Here is a 21084-nt window from a genome sequence, read left to right on the forward strand (position 1 = left end):
AGCAGGTCTACGGCGCCGTTTGAAAAAACGCCGGCGTTGTGTGACGACCAAAGGACAGGAAGTTCCAGCACAAGGTCGCAGCCGCATGAAAGCGCGGCTTCAGCGCGCGTCCATTTGTCAAGCAGCGCGGGTTCGCCGCGCTGGACGAAATCGGAGGAGAGCACGGCTACCGCGCATTCGGCGCTAGATATCCTTCGCGCCTCGTTTATGTGATACAGGTGGCCCTTGTGAAGCGGGTTATATTCGGCAACAATCCCGACAGCGGGAAAGAACATAAAGATTCACCGTCCTTTTTGATATCTGCTAAAGGATACCACAAAGCGGCGGTACAATCAGATCAAGGGAGGCAATTCAGTTCCAATGAAAATATTAGTTCTCAACTGCGGCAGCTCCTCACTTAAGTATCAGCTCATCGACACCGACGGCGAAAAGGTGCTGGCCAAGGGCCTTGTCGAACGTATCGGCATCGAAGGCTCACGCATCAAACACACAAAGACCGGTCAGGACTCCGTCACGCGCGAAGTCCCGTTCAAGGACCATTCCGAAGCCATCAAGTACGTGCTTGACATTCTTGTGGATCCCGAGCAGGGCGCGCTCAAGAGCCTCGACGAGCTTTCAGCGACGGGCCACCGCATAGTCCACGGCGGAGAGAAATTCACGAAGTCGGTGCTCGTCACGCCGGACGTCGTCAAGGGCATCGAAGAGGTCATTCCTCTCGCGCCGCTCCATAATCCGGCGAACCTTCAGGGTCTCAAAGCCGTCATGGAAGCCCTCCCCGGCAAGCCCAACGTCGTCGTATTCGACACGGCCTTCCATCAGACGATGCCGCCCAAATCGTTCATCTACGGCATCCCCTACGAGTATTATGAGAACAACCGCGTTCGCCGCTACGGCTTCCACGGCACAAGCCACGGATATGTGGCGAACCGCGCCGCTGAGATACTAGGCAAGCCCATCTCAGAGCTCAAGATAATCACCTGCCATCTCGGAAACGGCAGCTCCATCACCGCAGTAGACGGCGGCAAGTCAGTGGACACCTCCTTCGGCTACGGCACGGCGGAAGGCGTCCTCATGGGCACGCGCAGCGGCAACCTCGACCCCTCCGTCATGATCTTCCTCATGGAGCAGCTTGGCTCCGCGCAGGCGGTGAGCGACATGGTCCATAAGAAGTCTGGACTTCTCGGCGTCTCCGGCGTGTCAAGCGACCTTCGCGACGTCGAAGAGGCCGCGGCAAACGGCAACGAGCGCGCGAAGCTTGCGCAGGACATCCTCATAGCCGGCGTCAAAAAATACATCGGCTCCTTCGCCGCAGAGATGGGCGGAGTAGACGCGGTCGTCTTCACGGCCGGCATCGGCGAAAACGGCATCGGCTTCCGCAAAGAGGTCTGCGAGAACATGGAGTTCATGGGCATAAAGATCGACGCGGAAAAGAACAACTGCCGCGGCAAAGAGGTCGTCTTCAGCGCGCCCGACTCAAAGGTGAAAGTCATGGTCGTGCCTACGGACGAAGAGATGGTCATCGCCCGCGACACCAAGAAGTGCGTCGAAGAAGCATAGGAAGCGAAGCAAGATAAAATGACAGAATATCTGGAACAGGCTCCCCAAAACTGGAAGCACAGACTGGTCCTTCCCGCGGTGCCGAAGGATGGCTCTCCGTACGAAGACAGTTTTACAGTCGCCGTTGACAGGCCCGTGAGCTATTGGAACCAGATATATACGGTGCTCCAAGACCCGCAGGTCGAGGTCGAGGCCTTTTTCTCGGAAGGCCGCATCTTAGCCTCCGTTTCGCTGCGTACGCGCGTTTCTGCTCCGTGCTCTCGCTGCCTTGAACCCGCTGAGGCCGACGTGAGCGGACAGCTGAGATATATCTTCTCTCTGCGCCGCGAACAGCACGCGAAGGACGAGCCGGAGGAGATGCGCGACGGCGAAGAAGAAATAATCGAGCTCGACTCATGGGAGGACGAGATAGATTTGGGCCAGATGATCTGGGAGACGCTTATCACCGCGCTTCCCGCGGCTCTTGTCTGCTCAAACGACTGCCTGGGGCTCTGTACGCAGTGCGGCGCGAACCTGAACAAGGGGCCGTGCGGCTGCAAAAAGGAGACGAAGGACCCGAGATTTGACATTTTGCGTAATTTAATGCAAGATGACCATAAATAGTAATGCAAAAAAATTAATTTAGTGATAAAATTGTCCAGTTGGAAAAATGTTCCGACGAAGATTTAAGGGGGGAAACAGAACATGGCAACTCCAAAAAGACGAGTATCCCACGCACGTACACATAACCGCAAGTCACAGTGGCTCGGCGAACTCGAGGCTCCGGCTCTCACATCCTGCAAGCACTGCGGAGAAGTGATCGAAACATATCGCGCCTGCCCTGCCTGCGGCTACTATAAAGGACGTCAGGTAGTTAAGATCGCAGAGGAAAAGGCAACAGACTAGTTTTTATTACAGTCAGAAACGGGACGGCAGAGTGATGAGCCGTCCCGATTTTTTTTGATATTCCCTCTCTTTGTTTTTAGATTTTCAATAATTAAAATTCTTCTTCCCCTATTGACAACTCCCCTCAGATATAATATCTTGTCTGGTGTTATGACCTGCTCTTAAATAGATTTTTTATTTAAGTGCCAAAGGAGAAGCGCGATGCGATCGGAAGTCCGAAAACAGCGTCACAGGCAGCTTTTAAAACTGATAGAGACCAATCCGCTCCTCACGGACGAAGAGATATCCGCGGAGCTTGGCGTGAGCCTGAGCACCGTTCGGCTTGACCGGGGGATATTAGCCGTTCCTGAACTGCGCGAGCGTATGCGCCTGATGGCGGAGCACGCCACAAGCCGCCTCAAGTCGCTTTGCGCGGAGGAGGTCGTAGGCGAGCTGCTGGAGCTGGAACCAAATAAATGGGCGCTTTCGATGCTCTCCACAAACCCCGAGATGGTTTTCCGGCAGACGGACATGGTGGGAGATTATTATATTTACGCGCAGGCGGCGTCGCTTGCGATAGCCACGATAGACGCGGAGATGGTCGTAGTGGCGGCGGCGCGCCTTAAATACTGCCGTCCGTCCTATATCGGAGAAAAGATCATCGCAAGGTCGAAGGTCGGCACGCACAAGGGCAATAAATATGTCGTGAGCGTGCACTCGCGTATCGGCGACAGAGAGGTCTTTGTCGGGCGATTCGTGGTAGCCGCCATAGCGGCTCACAATACCGAAAAATTGGGGGACGAACTATGCTGATAGCACTGGACGCAATGGGCGGAGATCACGCGCCCGAGGAACCGTGCAAAGGCGCTATAACCGCCTGCAGAGAAAAACCGCACCTTTCGGTCGTACTTACTGGCGACAAAGAAAAAATCGAACCTATCCTTGAAAAGGCCGAAGCAAATGTACGTTCGAGGATAAGCGTTGTGCATACAACCGAAACAATTTCGGGCAGCGACTCGCCTTCGCTTTCGATCAGGCGAAAAAAAGATTCAAGCCTCGTCCGTGCGTTTGATATGGTCCGTTCAAAAGAGGCGGACGGCATCGTCTCCTCCGGCAGCACGGGAGCCATTGCTGCGGGCGCGGTGCTTCTGCTCGGGCGCATTCCCGGCATCGACCGTCCTGGGCTTGGCGCGGTGCTTCCGGTGCTGAACCGTTCCACTCTTTTGATGGACGTAGGCGCCACGGTGCGCTGCAAGCCGATAAATCTGCTTCAGTTCGCGCAGATGGGCTCCATATATATGAAGCTTTTTCAAAACGTGGAAAATCCTTCGGTGCGTCTTCTTTGCAACGGCGAGGAGATGACGAAGGGCGACGAAGTGATAGCCGCGGCTCGCGCACTGATAGAGGCAAGTCCGCTCAATTTTCAGGGCTACGCCGAAGGCAAAGACATCCCGTCGGGAGTGGCGGACGTAGTAGTCTGCGACGGTTTTTCTGGCAACGTCCTCATAAAATTTGGAGAAGGGCTCGGCGAGCTGCTGAAAAATCAGTTCAAAGAGGAATACATGCACCACACACTTCCCAAAATAGGACTCTTTTTCATGTGGCCCGCGATGAAACGCGTCATGGGACGATTTGACTGGGAAAAATACGGCGGCTCTCCAGTGCTTGGAGTCAACGGCAGCGTCGTCAAGGTGCACGGACGCTCCAAGGCGGCCGCCATAGCAAACGCCGTTCTCGGTGCGGCAAATTTTATAGAACAAAACGGCTTAGACCGGATAAGCGAAGAGATCGCGCGAGGTGAACACAATGAGACTGTTTAAAGGAAATCCCGTAAAAATAGCAGGAACGGGGAAATACATACCTGAAAAGGTGCTTACGAACTTCGACATTGAAAAAATAGTCGATACGAACAACGAATGGATACTTGAGCGCACGGGCATAAGAAAACGCCACTTCGCGGCGCCGGACCAGAAGTGCAGCGACCTTGCCTATCTTGCGGCGCTTGACGCAATAGCGGACGCAAAGATAGACCCGGCGAAAATAGACGTCGTCATAGTGGCGACCAATTCCCCCGAAACCCTCTGCCCCTGTATGGCGGCAAAGGTGCAGGGAAGGATAGGCGCAGCCTCAGCAGGCGCCTATGACGTCATCTCCGGCTGCACAGGAAGCCTTACGGCTATGCTCACAGCCATTGCCGGCATATCAAGCGGCATCTGGGAGCACGCGCTCGTCATAGGCGCTGAGGACTTTGCCGACATCATAAACTGGGAAGACCGTTCCACCTGCATACTCTTCGGAGACGGCGCTGGCGCCTGCGTGCTCTCACGCGCGGAAGAGGGCGAGGGCAGGTTTGCCGCGGGCGAAATACTGGCCGACGGTACAAAATATGAACTGCTCACCTTCGAAGACGAAGGCAGCGAGCACCACCGCATGCTCCACATGAAAGGCTCGGAGGTCTTTAAATTCGTAAACACCCATCTGCCTCCGTTCATTAAAAATTTCTGCGCCGAATCCGGCGTCACGCCGCAGGATATAGATTTCTGGGTGCTCCATCAGGCGAACACCAGAATAATAGACGGTCTTTTCAGGCGCCTCTCCGTTGAGATGGAACGCACTCTGACGAACCTCGAAAATTACGGAAACACCTCGGCCGCTTCGCTTCTCATCACACTTGACGAAGCCATGAAGGCGGGAAAGATAAACAGCGGAGAGAAGATAATGTTCACCTCCTTCGGAGCCGGCATGACGCTGGGCGCGCTGCTTTACGAGGCATAAAGGAGCAAAGAGCATGTTTGAACATAATCCGGTAACAAAGCTTTTAAAGACAAAATATCCCCTCATACAGGGCGGCATGGCGTGGGTGGCTGACGCGAACCTGGCGGCCGCTGTGAGCAACGGCGGCGGCCTCGGAATAATAGCGGCTGCCAACATGCCGCCGGAGCTGTTGGAACAGCAGCTTATTAAAATACGCACGATGACGGACAAACCCTTCGGGCTAAACATCATGCTGCTGTCGCAGACGGCGCCCGACGCGCTCGAATTGGCGGCAAAATACAGAGTGCCTGTCGTGACGACCGGCGCTGGAATGCCAAGCCGCGTCATCGAACGCCTAAAACCGCTCGGCACGACGGTCATCCCGGTGCTCGCCTCTGTTGCGCACGCGCAGCGCGTCGCAAAACAGGGCGCGGACGCCGTCATAGCGGAGGGCATGGAATCGGGCGGACACATCGGCGACATCTCAACGATGAACATAGTCCCGCAGGTGGTGGATGCTGTGAGCATCCCCGTAATCGCGGCGGGCGGCATTGCCGACGGACGCGGGGCGGCGGCGGCCTTTGCGCTTGGCGCGACCGGCATCCAGCTTGGAACACGCTTTGTCTGCGCGGAAGAATGCAGCGTCCACATCAATTATAAAGAAAAGATCATAAAGGCCGGAGACCGCGCCACAGCCGTCACAGGACGAGCCCTTGGGCACCCAGTGCGCGCGCTGAAAAATAAATTTACGAAACAGTTTGAAGAGCTTGAGAAAAACGGAGCCACGGCCGAAGAGATGGAAAACTTCGGAGCCGGCAAGCTGCGCCTTGCGGTAGTCGAGGGCGACGTTGAAATGGGCTCATTTATGTCCGGCCAGTCCGCGGGGCTCGTCACCAAAATAGAACCCGCGGCCGTCATTATTGAGAGCATTATCTCTCAGATGAACAATATCTTTAAAGAAATGGCGGGGTACGACAGATGAAATATGCAATGATCTTCCCTGGCCAGGGCGCACAGCGCCCCGGAATGGGAAAAGACATCTATGATCGCTACGCCTCGGCAAAAAGAGTCTTTGACGAGGCTGACGATGCGCTTGGCTTCTCGCTGAGCTCAATCATCTTCGGAGGCACTCCCGAAGAGCTGGCCCACACCGAGATAACGCAGCCCGCTATCCTCACCGTGAGCGTCGCTATGTACAGGGCGCTCGAACAGGAGATAGGCACGGCGCTTGAGCCTGAATGTATGGCGGGGCACAGCCTCGGGGAATACACGGCGCTTGTAGCTTCCGGTTCCATATCTCTTGCGGACGGAGTTCGCCTCGTCCACAAACGCGGCGCGCTGATGCAGGAGGCGGTGCCTATAGGCATGGGGTCTATGGCTGCCATAATAGGCCTTGAACTTTCCGACGTAAGCGCTATATGCGCGGAGGCCGCGCAGGGCGAAGTCTGCCAGGCGGCGAACATCAATTCTCCGACGCAGATAGTCATATCTGGCCACACCGGCGCGATAAACAGAGCGATGGCGCTCGTGGAGCAGAAATACACGGCGAAGATAGTGCCGCTTAGGGTAAGCGCTCCTTTCCACTGCGCGCTAATGCGTCCGGTGGCCGAAGAGCTCAAAGAGGCCTTCAAGTCCGTGGAATGGCATGTTCCCAAGATGCCGATAATAGCAAACGCAAACGCGCGCCACGTCCAGAAGATACCGGCGATACGCGAGGCGCTCTACGACCAGACCTTCTCACCGGTAATGTGGTCGCAGTCAGTGCTTGAGATGCAGAACGACGGCATCGAAGGCTACATAGAGCTTGGCCCCGGAAGCGTGCTTTCGGGCCTCATCAGAAAGATATGCAAGGGCAGACGCCCTTACGCCGTATCTAACTCTGACGAGCTGCTTGCCGCCGCCAAGTACCTTAAGGAAGAAGCCTAATGACGCAGGATAAAAGAATCGCGCTTGTAACAGGCGCAGGACGCGGCATAGGACGTGCGATAGCGGTCGAACTTGCGCGTCAGGGATGCGACGTAGTTGTGAACTACAGCCGCTCCGAGGGGCCTGCGGAAGAGACGGCGGCTGAAATACGCGCTCTTGGCCGCGAAGCGGTCGTTATAAAGGCAAACGTAGCGGACGCGGCCGAAGTCAAAGAAATGTTCAAAACCGCGGCTGAAAAGCTTGGCCCTGTGAACATTCTCGTCTGCAACGCCGGCATCACAAAAGACGGCCTTCTGATGCGCATGAAAGAGGCCGACTGGGACGACGTCATAACAACAGACCTCAGCTCGCTCTTCTACTGCGCGAAAGAGGCTGTGCGCCCGATGCTAAAGGGCAGATGGGGCCGCGTCATCGCGCTTTCGTCGATAAACGGGCTCACCGGCAGCGCCGGCCAGTGCAACTACGCAGCCGCCAAAGCTGGCGTCACCGGCTTCATAAAGAGCTTGGCGCGCGAAGTCGCAGCAAAAGGCATCACGGCGAACGTCATAGCGCCCGGCTTCATAGAGACGGACATGACCTCAGTGCTGCCGCAGGAGCTGCGCGAAAAGTTCATTGAAACGATCCCGGCAGCTCGCGCGGGGACGGCGCAGGACGTGGCGGAACTTGCCGCGTTTCTCGCCTCCGACAGAGCGTCGTACATTCAGGGACAGGTAATTGCTGTTGACGGCGGCATAACAATGCGCTAAAAATGGTTCTAAAGCCGAATGGGGCTTTTGACATAAAACAACAAAAAAGCTAAAAACTGTAAAAGGAGAGATACATCATGAAAATGGAAGAAGTACAGCTCAAACTTAAGGAAATCGTAATGGACCGCCTCAACGCGGAAGAGGAACAGATCAAGCCGGAGGCGTCATTTGTTGAAGACCTCGGCGCAGACTCGCTTGACATAGTCGAGCTCATCATGGGCATCGAAGAGGAATTTGACATCGAGATCCCCGACGAAGACGCCGAAAAGCTGACGACAGTCGGCGAAGCGATGAGCTACGTAAAGACAAAGCTCTCTGTAGAAGACTAAGATTACTCGGAAGGCCGCCTCAGCGCGGCCTTCTAACTAAGGAGGGAGCCTATGACGCCAATGAACAACAGACGAGTGGTAATCACAGGTTGTGGTGCCGTTACTCCAATCGGGATAGGAAAAGACGCATTCTGGGAAGCACTTGAGCGCGGAGAAAACGGCGCGGATTATATAACCCTGTTCGACACGGAAAAACACAACAACAAGATAGCAGCCGAAGTCAAAAATTTTGACCCTGAGCTTTGGCTTGACAAAAAAGAGGCGCGCCGCACAGACCGAGTGCTGCATTTCGCGGCAGCTGCCGCCGACCTTGCCGTAAAAGACGCGGACCTTGACGTTGAAAAGCTGGACAAAGAAATGTTCGGCGTCTACGTCGGAAGCGGAGAAGGCGGAATAGGAACAATAGAAGACAACTTCCGCATATTGTTTGACAAAGGCCCAAACAGAGTCAGCCCCTTCATGGTGCCGATGATGATAACAAACATGTCCGCCGCATACGTAGCCATCAGATTCGGAGCCAAAGGCCCGAACATGGCGGTCGTCACGGCGTGCGCAAGCTCCATAAACAGCATGGGCGAGGCATACAACTGCATAGTGCGCGGGGATGCCGACATAATACTGACAGGCGGCTCAGAGGCCGCGGTGACGCCGATAGCGACCGCCGGCTTTGCCTCATTGAAGGCCCTTTCGGGGCGCAACGACGACCCGAAGCACGCCTCACGCCCATTCGACAAAGAACGCGACGGCTTCGTCATCGGCGAAGGCGCGGGCATTCTTGTCTTTGAAGAATACGAACACGCGAAGGCGCGCGGCGCGCACATCTACGCCGAAGTGACGGGCTACGGCCTCTCATGCGACGCCCATCACATCACAGCGCCGGACCCGGGCGGCGACGGGGCCTACCGCGCAATGGCCATGGCCGTCAAAAAGGCCGGATGGCGCCCCGAACAGATAGACCTGATAAACGCTCACGGCACATCGACGCCGCTCAACGATAAAATGGAGACGCTTGCGATAAAACGCCTCCTGGGCGACAAATATAAAGAGGTAATGGTGCAGTCCACCAAATCAATGGTCGGACACGGCCTCGGCGCTGCGGGCGCCATAGAGACGATAGCATCGCTGCTTGCTATAGAAAAGGGCATCGTCCATCCAACAATAAACCAGATAGAGCCAGACCCGGACTGCGACCTCAACACAGTGCCGAATCACGCCGTTCATGCGAAAGTGGACAGAGTGATAATCAACAACTTCGGCTTTGGGGGGCACAACGGAGTGCTCGCGATAGAGAGCTTCAAGGAATAATGACCGACGAAACCGGGCGCGAAGAACTTCTTCGCGCCCTTCAAAAAAAACTCTGTTACAGCTTTGAAGACCGCGCGCTGCTGGAAGAGGCTTTGACGCACTCCTCCTACGCGAACGAAAACGCCGTGAAGTTCAACGAAAGGCTTGAATTTCTCGGCGACGCAGTATTGGAGCTGGTTGCTTCAAACAGGCTCTACCATGCCTGCCCAGATTGCGACGAAGGCCAGATGACGCGCCTCAGGGCGCAGATAGTCTGCAAGAACAGCCTCAGCAAATGGGCTGCCGAGATTGGGCTGAAGCCGCTCATACGCGTAGGCAAAAGCCTCGTAAAATGCGGCCCGACGGACTCAGTAGCCGCGGACTGCGTTGAGGCGCTTTTCGGCGCTGTATTTATAGACGGAGGCTTCCACGCCGCCGCAAAAACAATATCTGCTTTCCTTGATACAAAGGCCGAAATATCTGGCGCGGACGTTGTAAAAGATCCGAAGACCGTCCTACAGGAATATTATCAGCAGCGCGGCATGGGCGTGCCCCACTACCATCTTGCCGAACGCACCGGCCCCGAACACGCCTCGAACTTCAAGATACAGCTCATAAGCTGCGGTAAGATCATGGCCGAAGCGTGGGGCGCTACGAGGCAGGAGGCCGAATTTAAGGCCGCTGAAATGACGCTTAAGGAAATGACGCAGCCAGACCGTTAAACCTCCATCCTAATGTTGCGCGGCAAAAAAGGTTTTGTCTTTATATCCACAATAATGACGCTCGGCGCAGCCGCGATAATGCTCTTTGCGCTGGCGACAGCTGTGGTGAGCGAACGATTTGAAGAAAAAGGCGAGATCAAAGCAAGAATGGAACTGGAAAACGCCGCCTGCTTCGCCGCGGCCTGCGCCGAGAGATGGTTTCGCGGCTACGTCGCGGCAAACGCCGACCCTCACGACTACACGCTGTATGCCGCGCCAAAGAACGAGGCGGCTCTTGCCGTCCCCGCCGCTTTATTTGACGCCCTCAAAGAGAAATACAAAAAATATATTTTCACAGCGGAGGCCTCCGACCTCTATTATCCGCCCTCATTCGCACAGGAGGCGGGGAAGAGGCGCCTGCCCTATATCCAGCCCTACGCCGATACCAACGGCGACATCACGCGCGCCTATTATATAACCGTAAAGGCGCAGGACAAAGAGAGGCCCTACGTCTATTATTCGCTTACGCGAAGCATGAGGGCCACGTTAAAAGAAAACGGCAAAATAGAGATAAGCTGCGTCGCTGTCTTCGATCAATAGCGGCACATGACGGCTGGATAAAAATAAGCGCCAAAGCATAAAGCTTTGGCGCTTGCTGGTCTGTTGCGTTAGGTTTGATGGAGCGGCCCGTCGCTTGCCGCGGTTATTTGGCCGCCTTTTTCTGCGCCGCCGCAGCCAACGCGAGCTGCGCCTCTTCCATCGGCTGCCAGCCGCCGCCGAGAGCCTTGAAGAGCTGAACGGCGTTTGTCGATATCTGCCCGCGGCTTATCGTATATTCCTCCGATAAAGAGGTGAGCGAACGCTGCGCGTTGATGACATTTGTGAAATCGACAAGTCCGTTTGCGTACTTGTCATTTGCCACGTCAAGCGCCGCCTGCGCCGCCTCCATGCCGCGTTTGAGCGACGCGTTCCTTTCGTACTCCTGCACGTTCGCGGAAAGTGCGTTTCTCACCTCTCCAACGGCTGTGAGCACGGTCTGTTCGTAGGCGTTCATCAGTTGTTCCGCTATCGCGCCCTGCACTTTGATGTTGCTGCGTATGGCTCCCGCGTGAAAAATTGGCCAGCTTATCTGCGGCATGAAGCTGTAGAGCTTGGAAGGCCCTTCAAAAAGGCCGCCCCAGTTTCCCGCCTCCGTGCCGATGGAGCCGGTGAGGTAGAATTTCGGCAAAAGCTCCGCCTGCGCGGATTTCTTGCGCGCAAGCTGTGAGGCGAGCATTCGTTCCGCCTGACGGATGTCGGGACGCTGGCGCAGCGCGTTTGCTGGGATGCCGATGTACTTTCTGTCCTCAAGCTGCGGTATCGGCCTCTTTGGTGAAAGTTCTGCTTCGAGCGTGCCGGGCACCTCGCCCGTGAGTATCGCAAGCGCGTTTTTCACCTGCTCTATCGAGGCTTCGATGCCGGGGATTATGGCCTTCGTCTGTTCCATCGTGTACTGCGCCTGTTTTAACGCAAGAGAATCGGAGAGGCCGGAATCGACCTTTGACTGCTCTATCTCGACGGAGTTCATTTGAAGCGAGAGGTTGTAATTTGCGATCTCAAGACGCTCCTGGAGCGTGCGCAGAGAAATGTAGTTCATAGCCACCTCGGAGGAAAGCGAGGTCCATGTGGAAAAAAGCGCCGCATACTGCGCCTCAAGCGTCGCCTTCTGTGCCTTTACTTTAGCGCTCTGGCCTCCGAATACGTCTATTTCCCACGACGCGTCTATGCCGAGCCTGTAGAGGTTGCCTCCGCTGCCGTTTCCTCCGGCCGCTTCCGGCGTTCTGCCGCTCGTCCAGAAATTATTTGTGTCAAGCCACGGAAGCAGCGCGGATCTGCTTATCCCAAGCGCCGCGCGCGCCTCCGTCACCTTTGCCTGTGCGGACGCGAGACTTCTGTTTTTTGCAAGCGCCTTTGTGATAAGTTCCGTCATCGCGGGATCGTTGAAAGAATCCCACCAGCTTGCAAGCCTCGCGGGCGTAAGCGCCTCTGAAACGTCGGAGGATACCGCGGCCACCGGGTAGAGCTGCGCAAGCTCCGTCCACGGCGTCTGCGAAAGTCTGATGTCCGCCGCCGGCAGTTCGCTCTTTGCGCCGGCAAAGGCCGTTCCCGTTGAAAGGGCCGCTACGATAAGCGCCTGCGCCGCGCGTTTATTGAAAAAATTCATCACTGCGCCTCACCCTGTCCTTCCTTTTTAGCGGCGTTTCCTACGCGCCCTTTTATCTTTTCACGCGCGCCCTGGAATATTACGTAGAGCGCCGGGATGATGAATATCCCAAGTATAGTAGCCGCGTTCATTCCAAAGAACATCGTCGTGCCGACCGCCTTTCGTGAGCCGGCGCCGGCTCCTGAGGCAAAGAGCATCGGAAGCACGCCGAGAACGCAGGTGAAGGCCGTCATAAGCACAGCGCGAAAACGTTCGCCCGCAGCCGTTGCCGCCGCCTGTATGAGAGGCAGGCCGTGCTCCTCGCGCTGCTCCTTCGCAAATTCGACTATCAAGATAGCGTTCTTTGCGGCAAGGCCGACGAGCAGCAGTATCCCAAGCTGAGCGTATACGGAGAGGGAAAGCCCCATCACCCAAAGGCCGCCCAACGCGCCGAACATGGCGACAGGCAGCGACAGCATGACCGGCACCGGAACGGTCCAGCTTTCGTACTGAGCTACAAGGAAGAGATAGGCGAAGACGAGCGCAATCACGAGCACCATCATGATGCCGCCCTGCGAATCCTGCTCCTGATAGGTCATTCCAGACCATTCGTACTTATATCCGGCGGGGAGCTTCTTCGCCAGCTCCGCAACGCGCGCGATGCCCTGCCCAGAGGAATAGCCGGGCTTCATCACTATTGTGATGGAGGCGTCTGGGTATAGGTTGTAGCGGTCTATCGTGCGCGGAGCGAGAGTTTTTTTCACCGACATAAGACTCTGCATAGGCACCTGCTGTCCCGCCGCGTTCTGCACGAAGACGCCGCCGATGCTTTCGATGTTGCTTCTGTAATTCCAGTCGGACTGGAGCATGACACGGTTTACCTGAGTGCCGAGGTTGACGTCGTTGATGTAGGCTGAGCCGAAATAGGTCTGCAGCGTAGAGAAGATCGACGAAACGGGGACGTTCATAAGCTCCGCCTTCTCGCGGTTGATGTCGAGGTAAAGATGCGGCGTGTCCGACGTGAAGGTGCTGAAGGCGTACAGAAATTCCGGCGCTTTGTTGAGGTCTGCCAACAGCGAACGCATCACCTGCGCAAGACGCTCTGGGTCGTTCTCCAGCGTGGACTGAAGCCGCATGTCAAGCCCGGAGGCCATTCCAAGCCCCATGATGGCGGGAGGCGTAAATACGTTCGTCTTCGCCCCCGGGTACTTTGCCGCGATCTTGTTCATGCTCGCCACTATAGACGCGACCTGAGTCTCCTCTGTAGTGCGCTGGTCCCACGGCTTTAGCGGCAGAACGAAGGAGGCTACGTTTTCTCCGTTGCCGCCCATCAGGTTGTAGCCCTCGATGTTCAGCACGTCCTGCACTCCCGGCAGCTTCATAAATTCTTTCGCCATGCCGCGCACTATCTTCTGAGTACGGGGCTGCGCCGCGCCTTCCGGCAGCTGGACCGCAGCAAAGACGGCGCCCTGGTCTTCGTCAGGGATAAACGACGTAGGCGTCGTCACCGATACTATCCAACAGGCGGCTATGATGGCGGCAAGCGCTAAAAGCGAGACGAGCGTGCGCCGCGCGAGCCATACGGAACCCGCGACATATCCACGCGTCGTGCTGGCGAGAGCATCGTTGAACCATTTGAGCGGCCCGCGCTTCGCAGGCTTCACCTGCCGCAGCATGTGAGCGCACATTGCCGGCGAAAGCGTGAGCGCCACGATGAGCGAAAAGACGACGGCAAAAGAAATAGTTACCGCGAACTGTTTGTATATCTGCCCCGTGATTCCGCTCATGAATCCGACCGGGACGAAGATGGCGAGGAAAACGAGCGTGGTCGCGGCCATAGGCCCTGTGACGTCCGACATGGCCTGTATCGTGGCCTGCTCCGGCGTGCATTTGTCGCGGTCCATGACGAAGAGCACGCGTTCGACGACGACGATGGCGTTGTCTACGACGGTGCCTATGACCAGCACAAGCCCGAAGAGCGAAAGAATGTTGATGCTGTATCCAAGCGCCGCAAGTCCAGCGAAGGTGGCGAGCAGCGATATCGGGATGGCGGCCACGGGAACCAGAGTGACGCGCCAGTCCTGCAGAAAGAGATAACATACCAGAACGACCAGTATGAAGGTCAGAAGCAGCGTCGTCAGTATCTCTTTGATGGTCGCCTTGACGTAAAGCGTAGAGTCGTAATTTATCGAAAGCTTCATGTCATCGGGCATCGCGGACGATATCTGCTGCATCGTTTTTTTCGCCCCGGCCATGACGTCGAGTGCGTTTGAACCGGCAGCCTGCGATATCGAGATCATGGCGGCTGGCGCTCCGTTTACCAGAGCGTGCATATTATAGGTCTCCGCTCCTAGCTCTATGCGGGAGACGTCTTTGAGCTTGACTACGCCGCCCTGCGCGTTTGTGCGGACGATGATATTTTCAAAGTCTTTTACGCTAGACAGCCGCCCTTTCGTTTGCAGCGAATAGACCAAAGGCGAGTCGGTATTGCCCGGCGTCGCCCCTATAGAGCCTATGGAGGCCTGTTTGTTCTGGCTTTTGATGGCGGAGGCGATATCGTTTATGGAAAGCCCGAGCGATGTGATGCGCGCCGGGTCAAGCCAGACGCGGATGCTGTACTTTGAACCGAAGACCTGAACGTTTCCCATTCCATAGATGCGCTTCATCGGGTTCATTATATTTGAATAGGCGTAGTCCATAAGCTCCAGTTCGTTATACGTGCCGTTCGGCGATGACAAGGCGAGAAATCCAAGCGTGTCCGAGAACGACGTTTCAACTGTGATGCCTTCCGCCGTTACCTCTGATGGCAGCTGAGGCGTCACCTGAGAGACGCGGTTTTGAACGCGGACAAGCGCCATATCCGAGTCCGTTCCTGTGGCGAATGTGACGTTAAGCGTATACTCGCCGTTGTTGCTTGACGTGGAATTCATATATATCATGCCTTCGACGCCGTTCACCATCTCCTCCATAGGAGTGCCTACGGTGTTTGCTAGAGTGACGGCGTCCGCGCCGCGGTACATCGTCTTCACCTGTATCTGGGGCGGAGTGACGTCTGGATACTGCGCAATCGGCAGAGAAAATGCCGATATCACGCCGGCAAGGGCCATCAGTATGCAGATGACCATCGCAAAGCGCGGCCGGTCTATAAAGAATTTTGCAAACATCGGTTAATTTGCCTCGTTCTTTCCGCCGGAGACCTGTTCAAGCGCGTTGGAGGCGCCCGCTGCCTCTACTTTCACCTTGACGCCGGGGCGCAGGTTCTGCAACCCAGCCACCACCACAGTGTCGCCGGCCTCGACGCCGGCCGTCACCTCGCGCGCCGCGCCAAGCTCGCGCCCGAGAGTGACGCGCGCGTCGCGCACCGTATTGTCCGCGCCAAGCAGATAGACAAAGTCGCCCTTTGCGTCCGCCATTATCGCGGTCTGCGGGATGACTGTCACGATGCGGCTCTTCACAGGCTGCGTGAAAATGCGCACCATAGCGCCAGGGATGAGCATGCCGTCTTCGTTTGCATAACGAAGGTTCATCATCACCGTGCCTGTCTGAAGCTCGACGGTGTTGTCCTCAAAGTCGCGTTTGCCCGGCGTTTCAAAATACGAGCCGTTGCTCAGCATCAGCTTCGTCTTATAAACGGAGCCGTCATTTTTGAAAAATTCCATCTGATCGAGGTAATCACGGTCCGGCAGCGAAAAAGAAACGCGTATAGGATCCATCTGAACTATAGAGGCAAGCGCTCCGCTTGCGGGCGTCACATAATTTCCCTTTGTAAAATTAGCCTTGCCGGCCTTTCCTGTGATTGGAGCCGTGACGCGGCAGTAGCTAAGATCTATTTCCGCAAGGCGCAGGGCCGCTTTCGCCTGAGAGACAGAAGCGCGCCACTGCAGCACGCTGCTTTCCGATGTGTCCTTCTCTGCCGCGGAGACCGCTCTTGCGTCCGCCGCGTTCACGCGCTTGTAATATTTTTCCGCGTCGGCAAGAGAGGCCTTAGCCTTTTCAAGCTCCGCGCGTCGCAGCGCCACAGTCGCCTCAAACGGCGCCGGGTCTATCTGAAAGAGCGGAGAACCGGCCTTAACGATGGAACCCTCCTTGAAGCAGACGCGCGCTATCTCGCCTGAGACCTGCGGCCTCACCTGGACGGACTGTATCGCCTCCACGCGGCCTACGTATTCGGAAGGCTGCGACGAAAGGTCTTTCTTTTCAACCGGCTGCACGACGACGACAGGTTCCGCCTGCGCCTGCGCCTGCTGTTTTTCTCCGCCGGTGAGCGCTTTGAACCCAAAGAGCGCGGCCGCCGCCAACGCCGCCATTACCGTTATCTTTACCCAGCGCGGCTTGCGCCCGCCGCTTACTTCGACATCTTTTTTTTGATTTGAATCGTTGGAGCTTTGCATTTATACAGCACCTTCTCTTTCATATTCTATGGGGATCGCGGGCTCGCACACACAAAGCGGGCCCAATATATGTCATAGTGTTATCAGATAGCCGTTTGCGCTCAATTCCCTGTCAAAAGCGTCAAAAAGAATGTCCGTATAGCCCGGGAACTCCTTTGGCAGCTTGTCCGAGAGCTGCATCACGCTCAGGCCGAAAAATATGGAGCTTATGAGCACCGCCACGGCCTTTGCCGAGACGTCCTTTCTTATCTTGCCGTTCTTTTGCCCCCTGACGATAAGCAATTCCACCATCTCCCTGTCGCGCTCCGACGAATCTGTTATGAGACGCCGCACCTTGTTCTGAACATCCTCCGGCCACTCGTAGCGGCGCCGAAGCATCATCTTGTGGATCTTCTGGTATCTGTGGTTTTCAAACGCCTTCGTGAGCGCCTTTTTGTAATAAGTTCGCAGGCACGCGTCGCTGTCGGCAAGCTCAAAGACGCGGCGCAGATCGTCCTCTCCGTTGCGGCATATCGATTCCACAAGCTGCACCAGAAGGTCGTTCTTATTCTTGAAATGCCAGTAGATGGCGCCCTTTGACAGCCCTGCGCGCTGCGCTATCTCTGTGATAGAAGTGTTCTCAAAATTTTTCGCGCTGAATATGTCAAGCGCCGATTCAAGAATGAGCGCGCGCGTTTCAAGCGCCTCCTCCTTTGTTCTCCTCATCGTTTCACCTCCGGCTGTGCTCCAAAATAAAGTCTCTGGATTATACGTACTGGGGGATATGTAAGTCAAAGGAATAAAGGGATACTTTTAGTATGCAAGACAATTCAAACGTTTTTAAATTTGTGGATAACTTGTTGCATTTTGCCGCTATGGCCGTGCGCGGAAAAGGAAAATAGAGGCCGCCGCTTGCGGCTTCACGCAAAAAGATAGCATACGTGTGGGCGCAGAGCGGTTTTGCACAGTTTTCACAAGAAGCGCCTTTTACTGTAATTTACGGCCCAAAGGTATCTATAAAACCGGCGCGTTAAAAAAATCCGCTACTATAATTGACGATATTGTATTATCATCAACTAAGAAGAGGCGCGCCCCGCGCGTTGGTTTTGCGAAAGCGCGTGTTAGGGGTTATACTAAAGCCCATGATGCGAAATATCCCTGCGGCTGCGTTTTTTGTAAAACGTAAAGAATGTTAGGGATCACGAATAAATTGCGGCAATAGGCATAATAGCTAAAATGTCGGTGTGGAGGAATTTTTTTGCGTAAGACGAGAGAAGAAGCGGAAAAAACCCGCAACGAAATATTGAATACTGCGACGGACATGTTCATCGAGCGCGGCTTTACAAACACCTCGCTCACGGAGATAGCCCGCGCCATCGGCGTCACCAAAGGCGCCATCTACTGGCACTTCCGAAATAAAGAAGACATCTTAAAGCAGATAGCGAAGCGGGCCTGCGACATCACCGTACAGAGGGCCATAAACTCTCTGGTGGATCCGCTCTCCGACGAGACGCTCTATTCGTTCTACAACAAAATGCTCACGCGCCCGCTCGACGAGGAGCATTATGCGAAATTGTACGCGCTTGTCTCCCGCAATCACGACTGGCCGGAAGAGCTTAGGCGCGATATATTTGAGATGATGAACGAAGCGCTCGAGATGGAGCGAAAGATAGTCGGCAGCTACATAACAAGGACTCAGGAAGCGGGCGTCATACGTCAGGATGTAGAGGCGGAAAAGGTAGCCACCGTCATCACCTCCGTCTTCTCCGGCCTGCGCATGCTCCAGACAAAAAACATGCTCCCCGAAGGATTCCTAAAATACGACAAACTGCTCTTTGACTCCTTTAAACAGACGCTGAGGTCGATGGTGCTGTAAAGCTGGAAACGACGAAAAGCACTATCAAAAAAGCGCCGAAGGCTTCCAAGCCCTCGGCGCTTTTTTGATAGTGCTTTATCTGAATTTTTACTGTTTGGCCAGTTCGTCGAGCCTTTGCTTGATGGTTGTCAGTTCGCTGCGAATGGCCTTAATTTTAGCGTCCTCTTCGGCCTCGTCTTTACGCAGTTTTTCCATGCGCTTTAATAGACGCTCCGATTCTATTCTTGCCGCCGTAGTTCCCTGATAGAGTTTTTGCGGGTCGTCCTTTGAGATTTCCCAGATGAACTTCGTCGGCTGCCCCTTTGTGACAGTTGGCGCTATCGAATTGCGTAATTCAAGCGTTACCGTCTTTACCCCGGCAAGAAGGTCCTTTCCGGTTTGTTCGTCGTAACGCGGAAAATAGACGAGCCCCTCTTTTTTGCCCTGGAATTTAAAATTGAATCGTTTGTCATAATCCACAGGCTTATAACTTTTATTCTTTATCTGCAGCTTGACCATGATGTCAAACGGGCCTAAGTACATCGTTTCCGCGTTGTTGTTAAATTCTATCTGTATAGGTATCATCTCATCCAGTTTGAGCGCGCTCAGGAATTTGTACTTATAATCGTCCAACTCCTGCTGTGTCCAGAGGTTCTTTTTCGCCTCCCGCTGGAGATACGCCTCAATAAACTCGGCGGAGTAGTAGGTCGCCTTTATCTCCAGATTGCTGAGCCTGTCCTCCCCGATGTACTTGCGTGACTTCGTCCATCTGTCGAACACCTGGTCAAAGGTGTCGGCGTGCGCGAGCTGGACTGCCATAGCGCAGAGTAGCGCCGCTAGGCTTAACACTGATACTAGCTTTTTTTTCACGAAATGTCTCCTCCTGTCATCTTTTCTGTAATATTTTTGCTTGATAAAGCCGTATAAGCCAGAATAAAATAAATAAAGGCATTTAACAAAACAGAGGCCCGAAGGCCTCTGTTTTTAACACGGTTAAATTAGAAATTGATCGCTGTACGGAACTGGAAGACGTGATCCTTGTCGTTATTGAATCCGGCAAGATTGTCGCTGCCGTAGTCAACCTGATCATAGGCGAGACGGAAAGCGATAGCGGGCGTGTACTGGTATGTTACGCCGGCGCCGAATCCCTTAGCGTCATCAAGGCCCTCTGTATCAAAGTCGGCCTGTTCATAACGGATGTAGCTGCTCCATTTGTCATTCCACTTCTGATTTGCATAGGCGAAGAGGAGTTTTGAAGTGCCGTTGTTCCAAGGCATATTGTCAGAGATTGACGCGACTGTTGCTGAATCAACGCCGAAGCTGTAAGGATCTCTTACGCCAGCGAAAGTATTGTCCTGCTGCTGATATTCAAAGCGGAATCCTGTGAACTTAAGGAGATCCTGTTTGATATCAAGTGTAGCTCTCCATGCCTGCGGGCTGTCTTCTGTCGCGTAACCTGTCTGCCTGTCGGCGTTGCCGAAGGCTACGACATCACTGCCAAGATCCTGCCAGTAGTAGGTTCCCTGGAGGGTGATTGACGGATTAAAGCTGTAAGACGCATAGACGCTGTAAGTTTTAACGTCCATGTCGCTGTTTGACCACATGGCGTCGCCGTCTTCAAGCATCCAGTTGCCGTTGATGCCGGCAAAGAACTTTTCGTTAGGCTGCCAGAAGAGGTCGATTGCGTAGTTCATGAAACTTGCGTTGAACTCATCATCGCCAGCAAAAGCATAGCCGATGGGGTTATCATAACCGGTATTGCGGCCTACAACGCCTGTCGCCGTAAATGTATTCCATGTTTTCTTAAACTGGAAACCGTCTACGCGATAGTCGCCGAAGATAGCATCGTTGTCAACATAGAGTCCGTGGTCGCCTTCAAAGTCCAGGAAGAAACGTCCAACGCGGTAATTGACGCCGTAGGGGAGCACTGAATCGACATAGACCTGACGGATATTGAAACCATCCACATCGCCATAGCCGCTCTTACCGCCTGAAGATTCACTACCAGCGCGGAACTGTGCGTAGAAGTTTGTGTTTGCGTCGATCTGCTTCTGCAGCGTAAGACGGAAACGGTCTTTCTGGAAGTCGGTGTCGAGACCGCTTTCTGTGTAAGCGCTTCTTGCCTGGTCGCCGCCTGCAAAGTTGGCGTCAAACCAGAACTGTCCGCCAAGTTTCCATCCGCCGAGGCGCTCTTCGATGACCGCTACGCGTTTGTCGATTTTGTCGACCTTCACGCCGAGAGCGTCAAGTTCGTCTTTGAACTCCATGACGAGCTTCTTGAGGAGCTCGAGATCCTGCTTGCTTGCCTTTTCCGCATCGATGGTTACGAGCGCACGGGCTACTACTGACGCCATTTCGTAACGTGTTGCGGGCTGAGCGCCCTTGAATGCGCCGTCGGGATAGCCGGAGACGATTCCGCGTGAAGCGAGAAGCGCTACTGCGTCATAAGCCCAATGTCCCTGGGGTACATCCATGAACGGGTTTGTTGCTGCCATCGCCGGAGCGGCCATTGCCAC

Annotated in this window: 21 protein-coding genes; 14 read left to right on the forward strand and 7 right to left on the reverse strand. The window is 54.9% G+C overall.

The window, feature by feature from the left end; genetic code table 11:
- On the reverse strand, nucleotides 1-275 hold a 275-nt coding region (locus RRY12_11060), incomplete at its 3' end, for a nucleotidyltransferase family protein (GenBank protein MEG2185208.1).
- Nucleotides 276-360: 85 nt separating this feature from the next.
- Here RRY12_11060 and RRY12_11065 point away from each other — a divergent pair.
- The 13 genes from RRY12_11065 (at nucleotide 361) to RRY12_11125 (ending at nucleotide 10761) form a co-directional block, all read left to right on the forward strand.
- A complete protein-coding gene (locus RRY12_11065; protein MEG2185209.1) occupies nucleotides 361-1557 on the forward strand; it encodes an acetate kinase in 1197 nt (398 codons plus the stop codon).
- A gap of 18 nt (nucleotides 1558-1575) precedes the next feature.
- The gene (locus RRY12_11070; protein MEG2185210.1) at nucleotides 1576-2160 is read left to right on the forward strand and encodes a DUF177 domain-containing protein; all 585 of its coding nucleotides are present in this window, start codon (nucleotides 1576-1578) and stop codon (nucleotides 2158-2160) included.
- Nucleotides 2161-2241: 81 nt separating this feature from the next.
- Entirely contained in the window at nucleotides 2242-2442 is a 201-nt protein-coding gene (rpmF, locus tag RRY12_11075) for a 50S ribosomal protein L32 (GenBank protein ID MEG2185211.1), read from the forward strand.
- Nucleotides 2443-2643: 201 nt separating this feature from the next.
- A complete protein-coding gene (fapR, locus tag RRY12_11080) occupies nucleotides 2644-3234 on the forward strand; it encodes a transcription factor FapR (GenBank protein MEG2185212.1) in 591 nt (196 codons plus the stop codon).
- Nucleotides 3228-4241: a phosphate acyltransferase PlsX gene (plsX, locus tag RRY12_11085; protein ID MEG2185213.1), complete on the forward strand. Its 1014-nt coding sequence runs from the start codon at nucleotides 3228-3230 to the stop codon at nucleotides 4239-4241. Before fapR ends, plsX begins: the two co-directional genes overlap by 7 nt.
- Nucleotides 4228-5196 (forward strand): beta-ketoacyl-ACP synthase III, encoded by a 969-nt coding sequence (locus RRY12_11090; GenBank protein ID MEG2185214.1) that lies wholly within the window; start codon nucleotides 4228-4230, stop codon nucleotides 5194-5196. The genes plsX and RRY12_11090 overlap by 14 nt, the downstream gene beginning before the upstream one ends.
- A 13-nt stretch (nucleotides 5197-5209) precedes the next feature.
- Nucleotides 5210-6157, forward strand: a complete 948-nt coding sequence (locus tag RRY12_11095) for a nitronate monooxygenase (protein ID MEG2185215.1) — start codon at nucleotides 5210-5212, stop codon at nucleotides 6155-6157.
- A complete protein-coding gene (gene fabD / locus RRY12_11100) occupies nucleotides 6154-7101 on the forward strand; it encodes an ACP S-malonyltransferase (protein ID MEG2185216.1) in 948 nt (315 codons plus the stop codon). The genes RRY12_11095 and fabD overlap by 4 nt, the downstream gene beginning before the upstream one ends.
- On the forward strand, nucleotides 7101-7847 hold the full coding sequence (fabG, locus tag RRY12_11105) for a 3-oxoacyl-[acyl-carrier-protein] reductase (protein ID MEG2185217.1): 747 nt from the start codon (nucleotides 7101-7103) through the stop codon (nucleotides 7845-7847). The genes fabD and fabG overlap by 1 nt, the downstream gene beginning before the upstream one ends.
- Nucleotides 7848-7924: 77 nt before the next feature.
- On the forward strand, nucleotides 7925-8176 hold the full coding sequence (gene acpP / locus RRY12_11110) for an acyl carrier protein (protein MEG2185218.1): 252 nt from the start codon (nucleotides 7925-7927) through the stop codon (nucleotides 8174-8176).
- 51 nt (nucleotides 8177-8227) lie between these two features.
- Nucleotides 8228-9481 (forward strand): beta-ketoacyl-ACP synthase II, encoded by a 1254-nt coding sequence (gene fabF, locus RRY12_11115; protein MEG2185219.1) that lies wholly within the window; start codon nucleotides 8228-8230, stop codon nucleotides 9479-9481.
- Nucleotides 9481-10182 carry a ribonuclease III gene (gene rnc / locus RRY12_11120; protein ID MEG2185220.1) on the forward strand — a complete coding sequence of 234 codons (702 nt, stop codon included), beginning with the start codon at nucleotides 9481-9483 and terminating at the stop codon, nucleotides 10180-10182. The genes fabF and rnc overlap by 1 nt, the downstream gene beginning before the upstream one ends.
- A gap of 12 nt (nucleotides 10183-10194) precedes the next feature.
- The gene (locus RRY12_11125; GenBank protein MEG2185221.1) at nucleotides 10195-10761 is read left to right on the forward strand and encodes a hypothetical protein; all 567 of its coding nucleotides are present in this window, start codon (nucleotides 10195-10197) and stop codon (nucleotides 10759-10761) included.
- Between the two features lie 103 nt (nucleotides 10762-10864).
- On the opposite strand, the gene RRY12_11130 is transcribed toward RRY12_11125, so the two are convergent.
- The 4 genes from RRY12_11130 to RRY12_11145 form a co-directional block, all read right to left on the reverse strand.
- On the reverse strand, nucleotides 10865-12364 hold the full coding sequence (locus RRY12_11130) for a TolC family protein (GenBank protein ID MEG2185222.1): 1500 nt from the start codon (nucleotides 12362-12364) through the stop codon (nucleotides 10865-10867).
- The gene (locus RRY12_11135; protein MEG2185223.1) at nucleotides 12364-15507 is read right to left on the reverse strand and encodes an efflux RND transporter permease subunit; all 3144 of its coding nucleotides are present in this window, start codon (nucleotides 15505-15507) and stop codon (nucleotides 12364-12366) included. Before RRY12_11135 ends, RRY12_11130 begins: the two co-directional genes overlap by 1 nt.
- A gap of 3 nt (nucleotides 15508-15510) precedes the next feature.
- Nucleotides 15511-16734 carry an efflux RND transporter periplasmic adaptor subunit gene (locus tag RRY12_11140; protein ID MEG2185224.1) on the reverse strand — a complete coding sequence of 408 codons (1224 nt, stop codon included), beginning with the start codon at nucleotides 16732-16734 and terminating at the stop codon, nucleotides 15511-15513.
- Nucleotides 16735-16806: 72 nt separating this feature from the next.
- The gene (locus tag RRY12_11145) at nucleotides 16807-17439 is read right to left on the reverse strand and encodes a TetR family transcriptional regulator (GenBank protein MEG2185225.1); all 633 of its coding nucleotides are present in this window, start codon (nucleotides 17437-17439) and stop codon (nucleotides 16807-16809) included.
- A gap of 532 nt (nucleotides 17440-17971) precedes the next feature.
- Between RRY12_11145 and RRY12_11150 the strand changes: the two genes are divergently transcribed.
- On the forward strand, nucleotides 17972-18589 hold the full coding sequence (locus RRY12_11150) for a TetR family transcriptional regulator (GenBank protein ID MEG2185226.1): 618 nt from the start codon (nucleotides 17972-17974) through the stop codon (nucleotides 18587-18589).
- 87 nt (nucleotides 18590-18676) lie between these two features.
- Here RRY12_11150 and RRY12_11155 read toward each other — a convergent pair whose 3' ends face one another.
- The gene (locus tag RRY12_11155; protein ID MEG2185227.1) at nucleotides 18677-19438 is read right to left on the reverse strand and encodes a hypothetical protein; all 762 of its coding nucleotides are present in this window, start codon (nucleotides 19436-19438) and stop codon (nucleotides 18677-18679) included.
- A gap of 128 nt (nucleotides 19439-19566) precedes the next feature.
- The coding region (locus tag RRY12_11160) for an S-layer homology domain-containing protein (protein ID MEG2185228.1) at nucleotides 19567-21084 on the reverse strand (1518 nt) is incomplete at its 5' end.

Origin of the sequence: Cloacibacillus sp., assembly GCA_036655895.1 — a bacterium.
Classification (GTDB): Bacteria; Synergistota; Synergistia; order Synergistales; family Synergistaceae; genus JAVVPF01.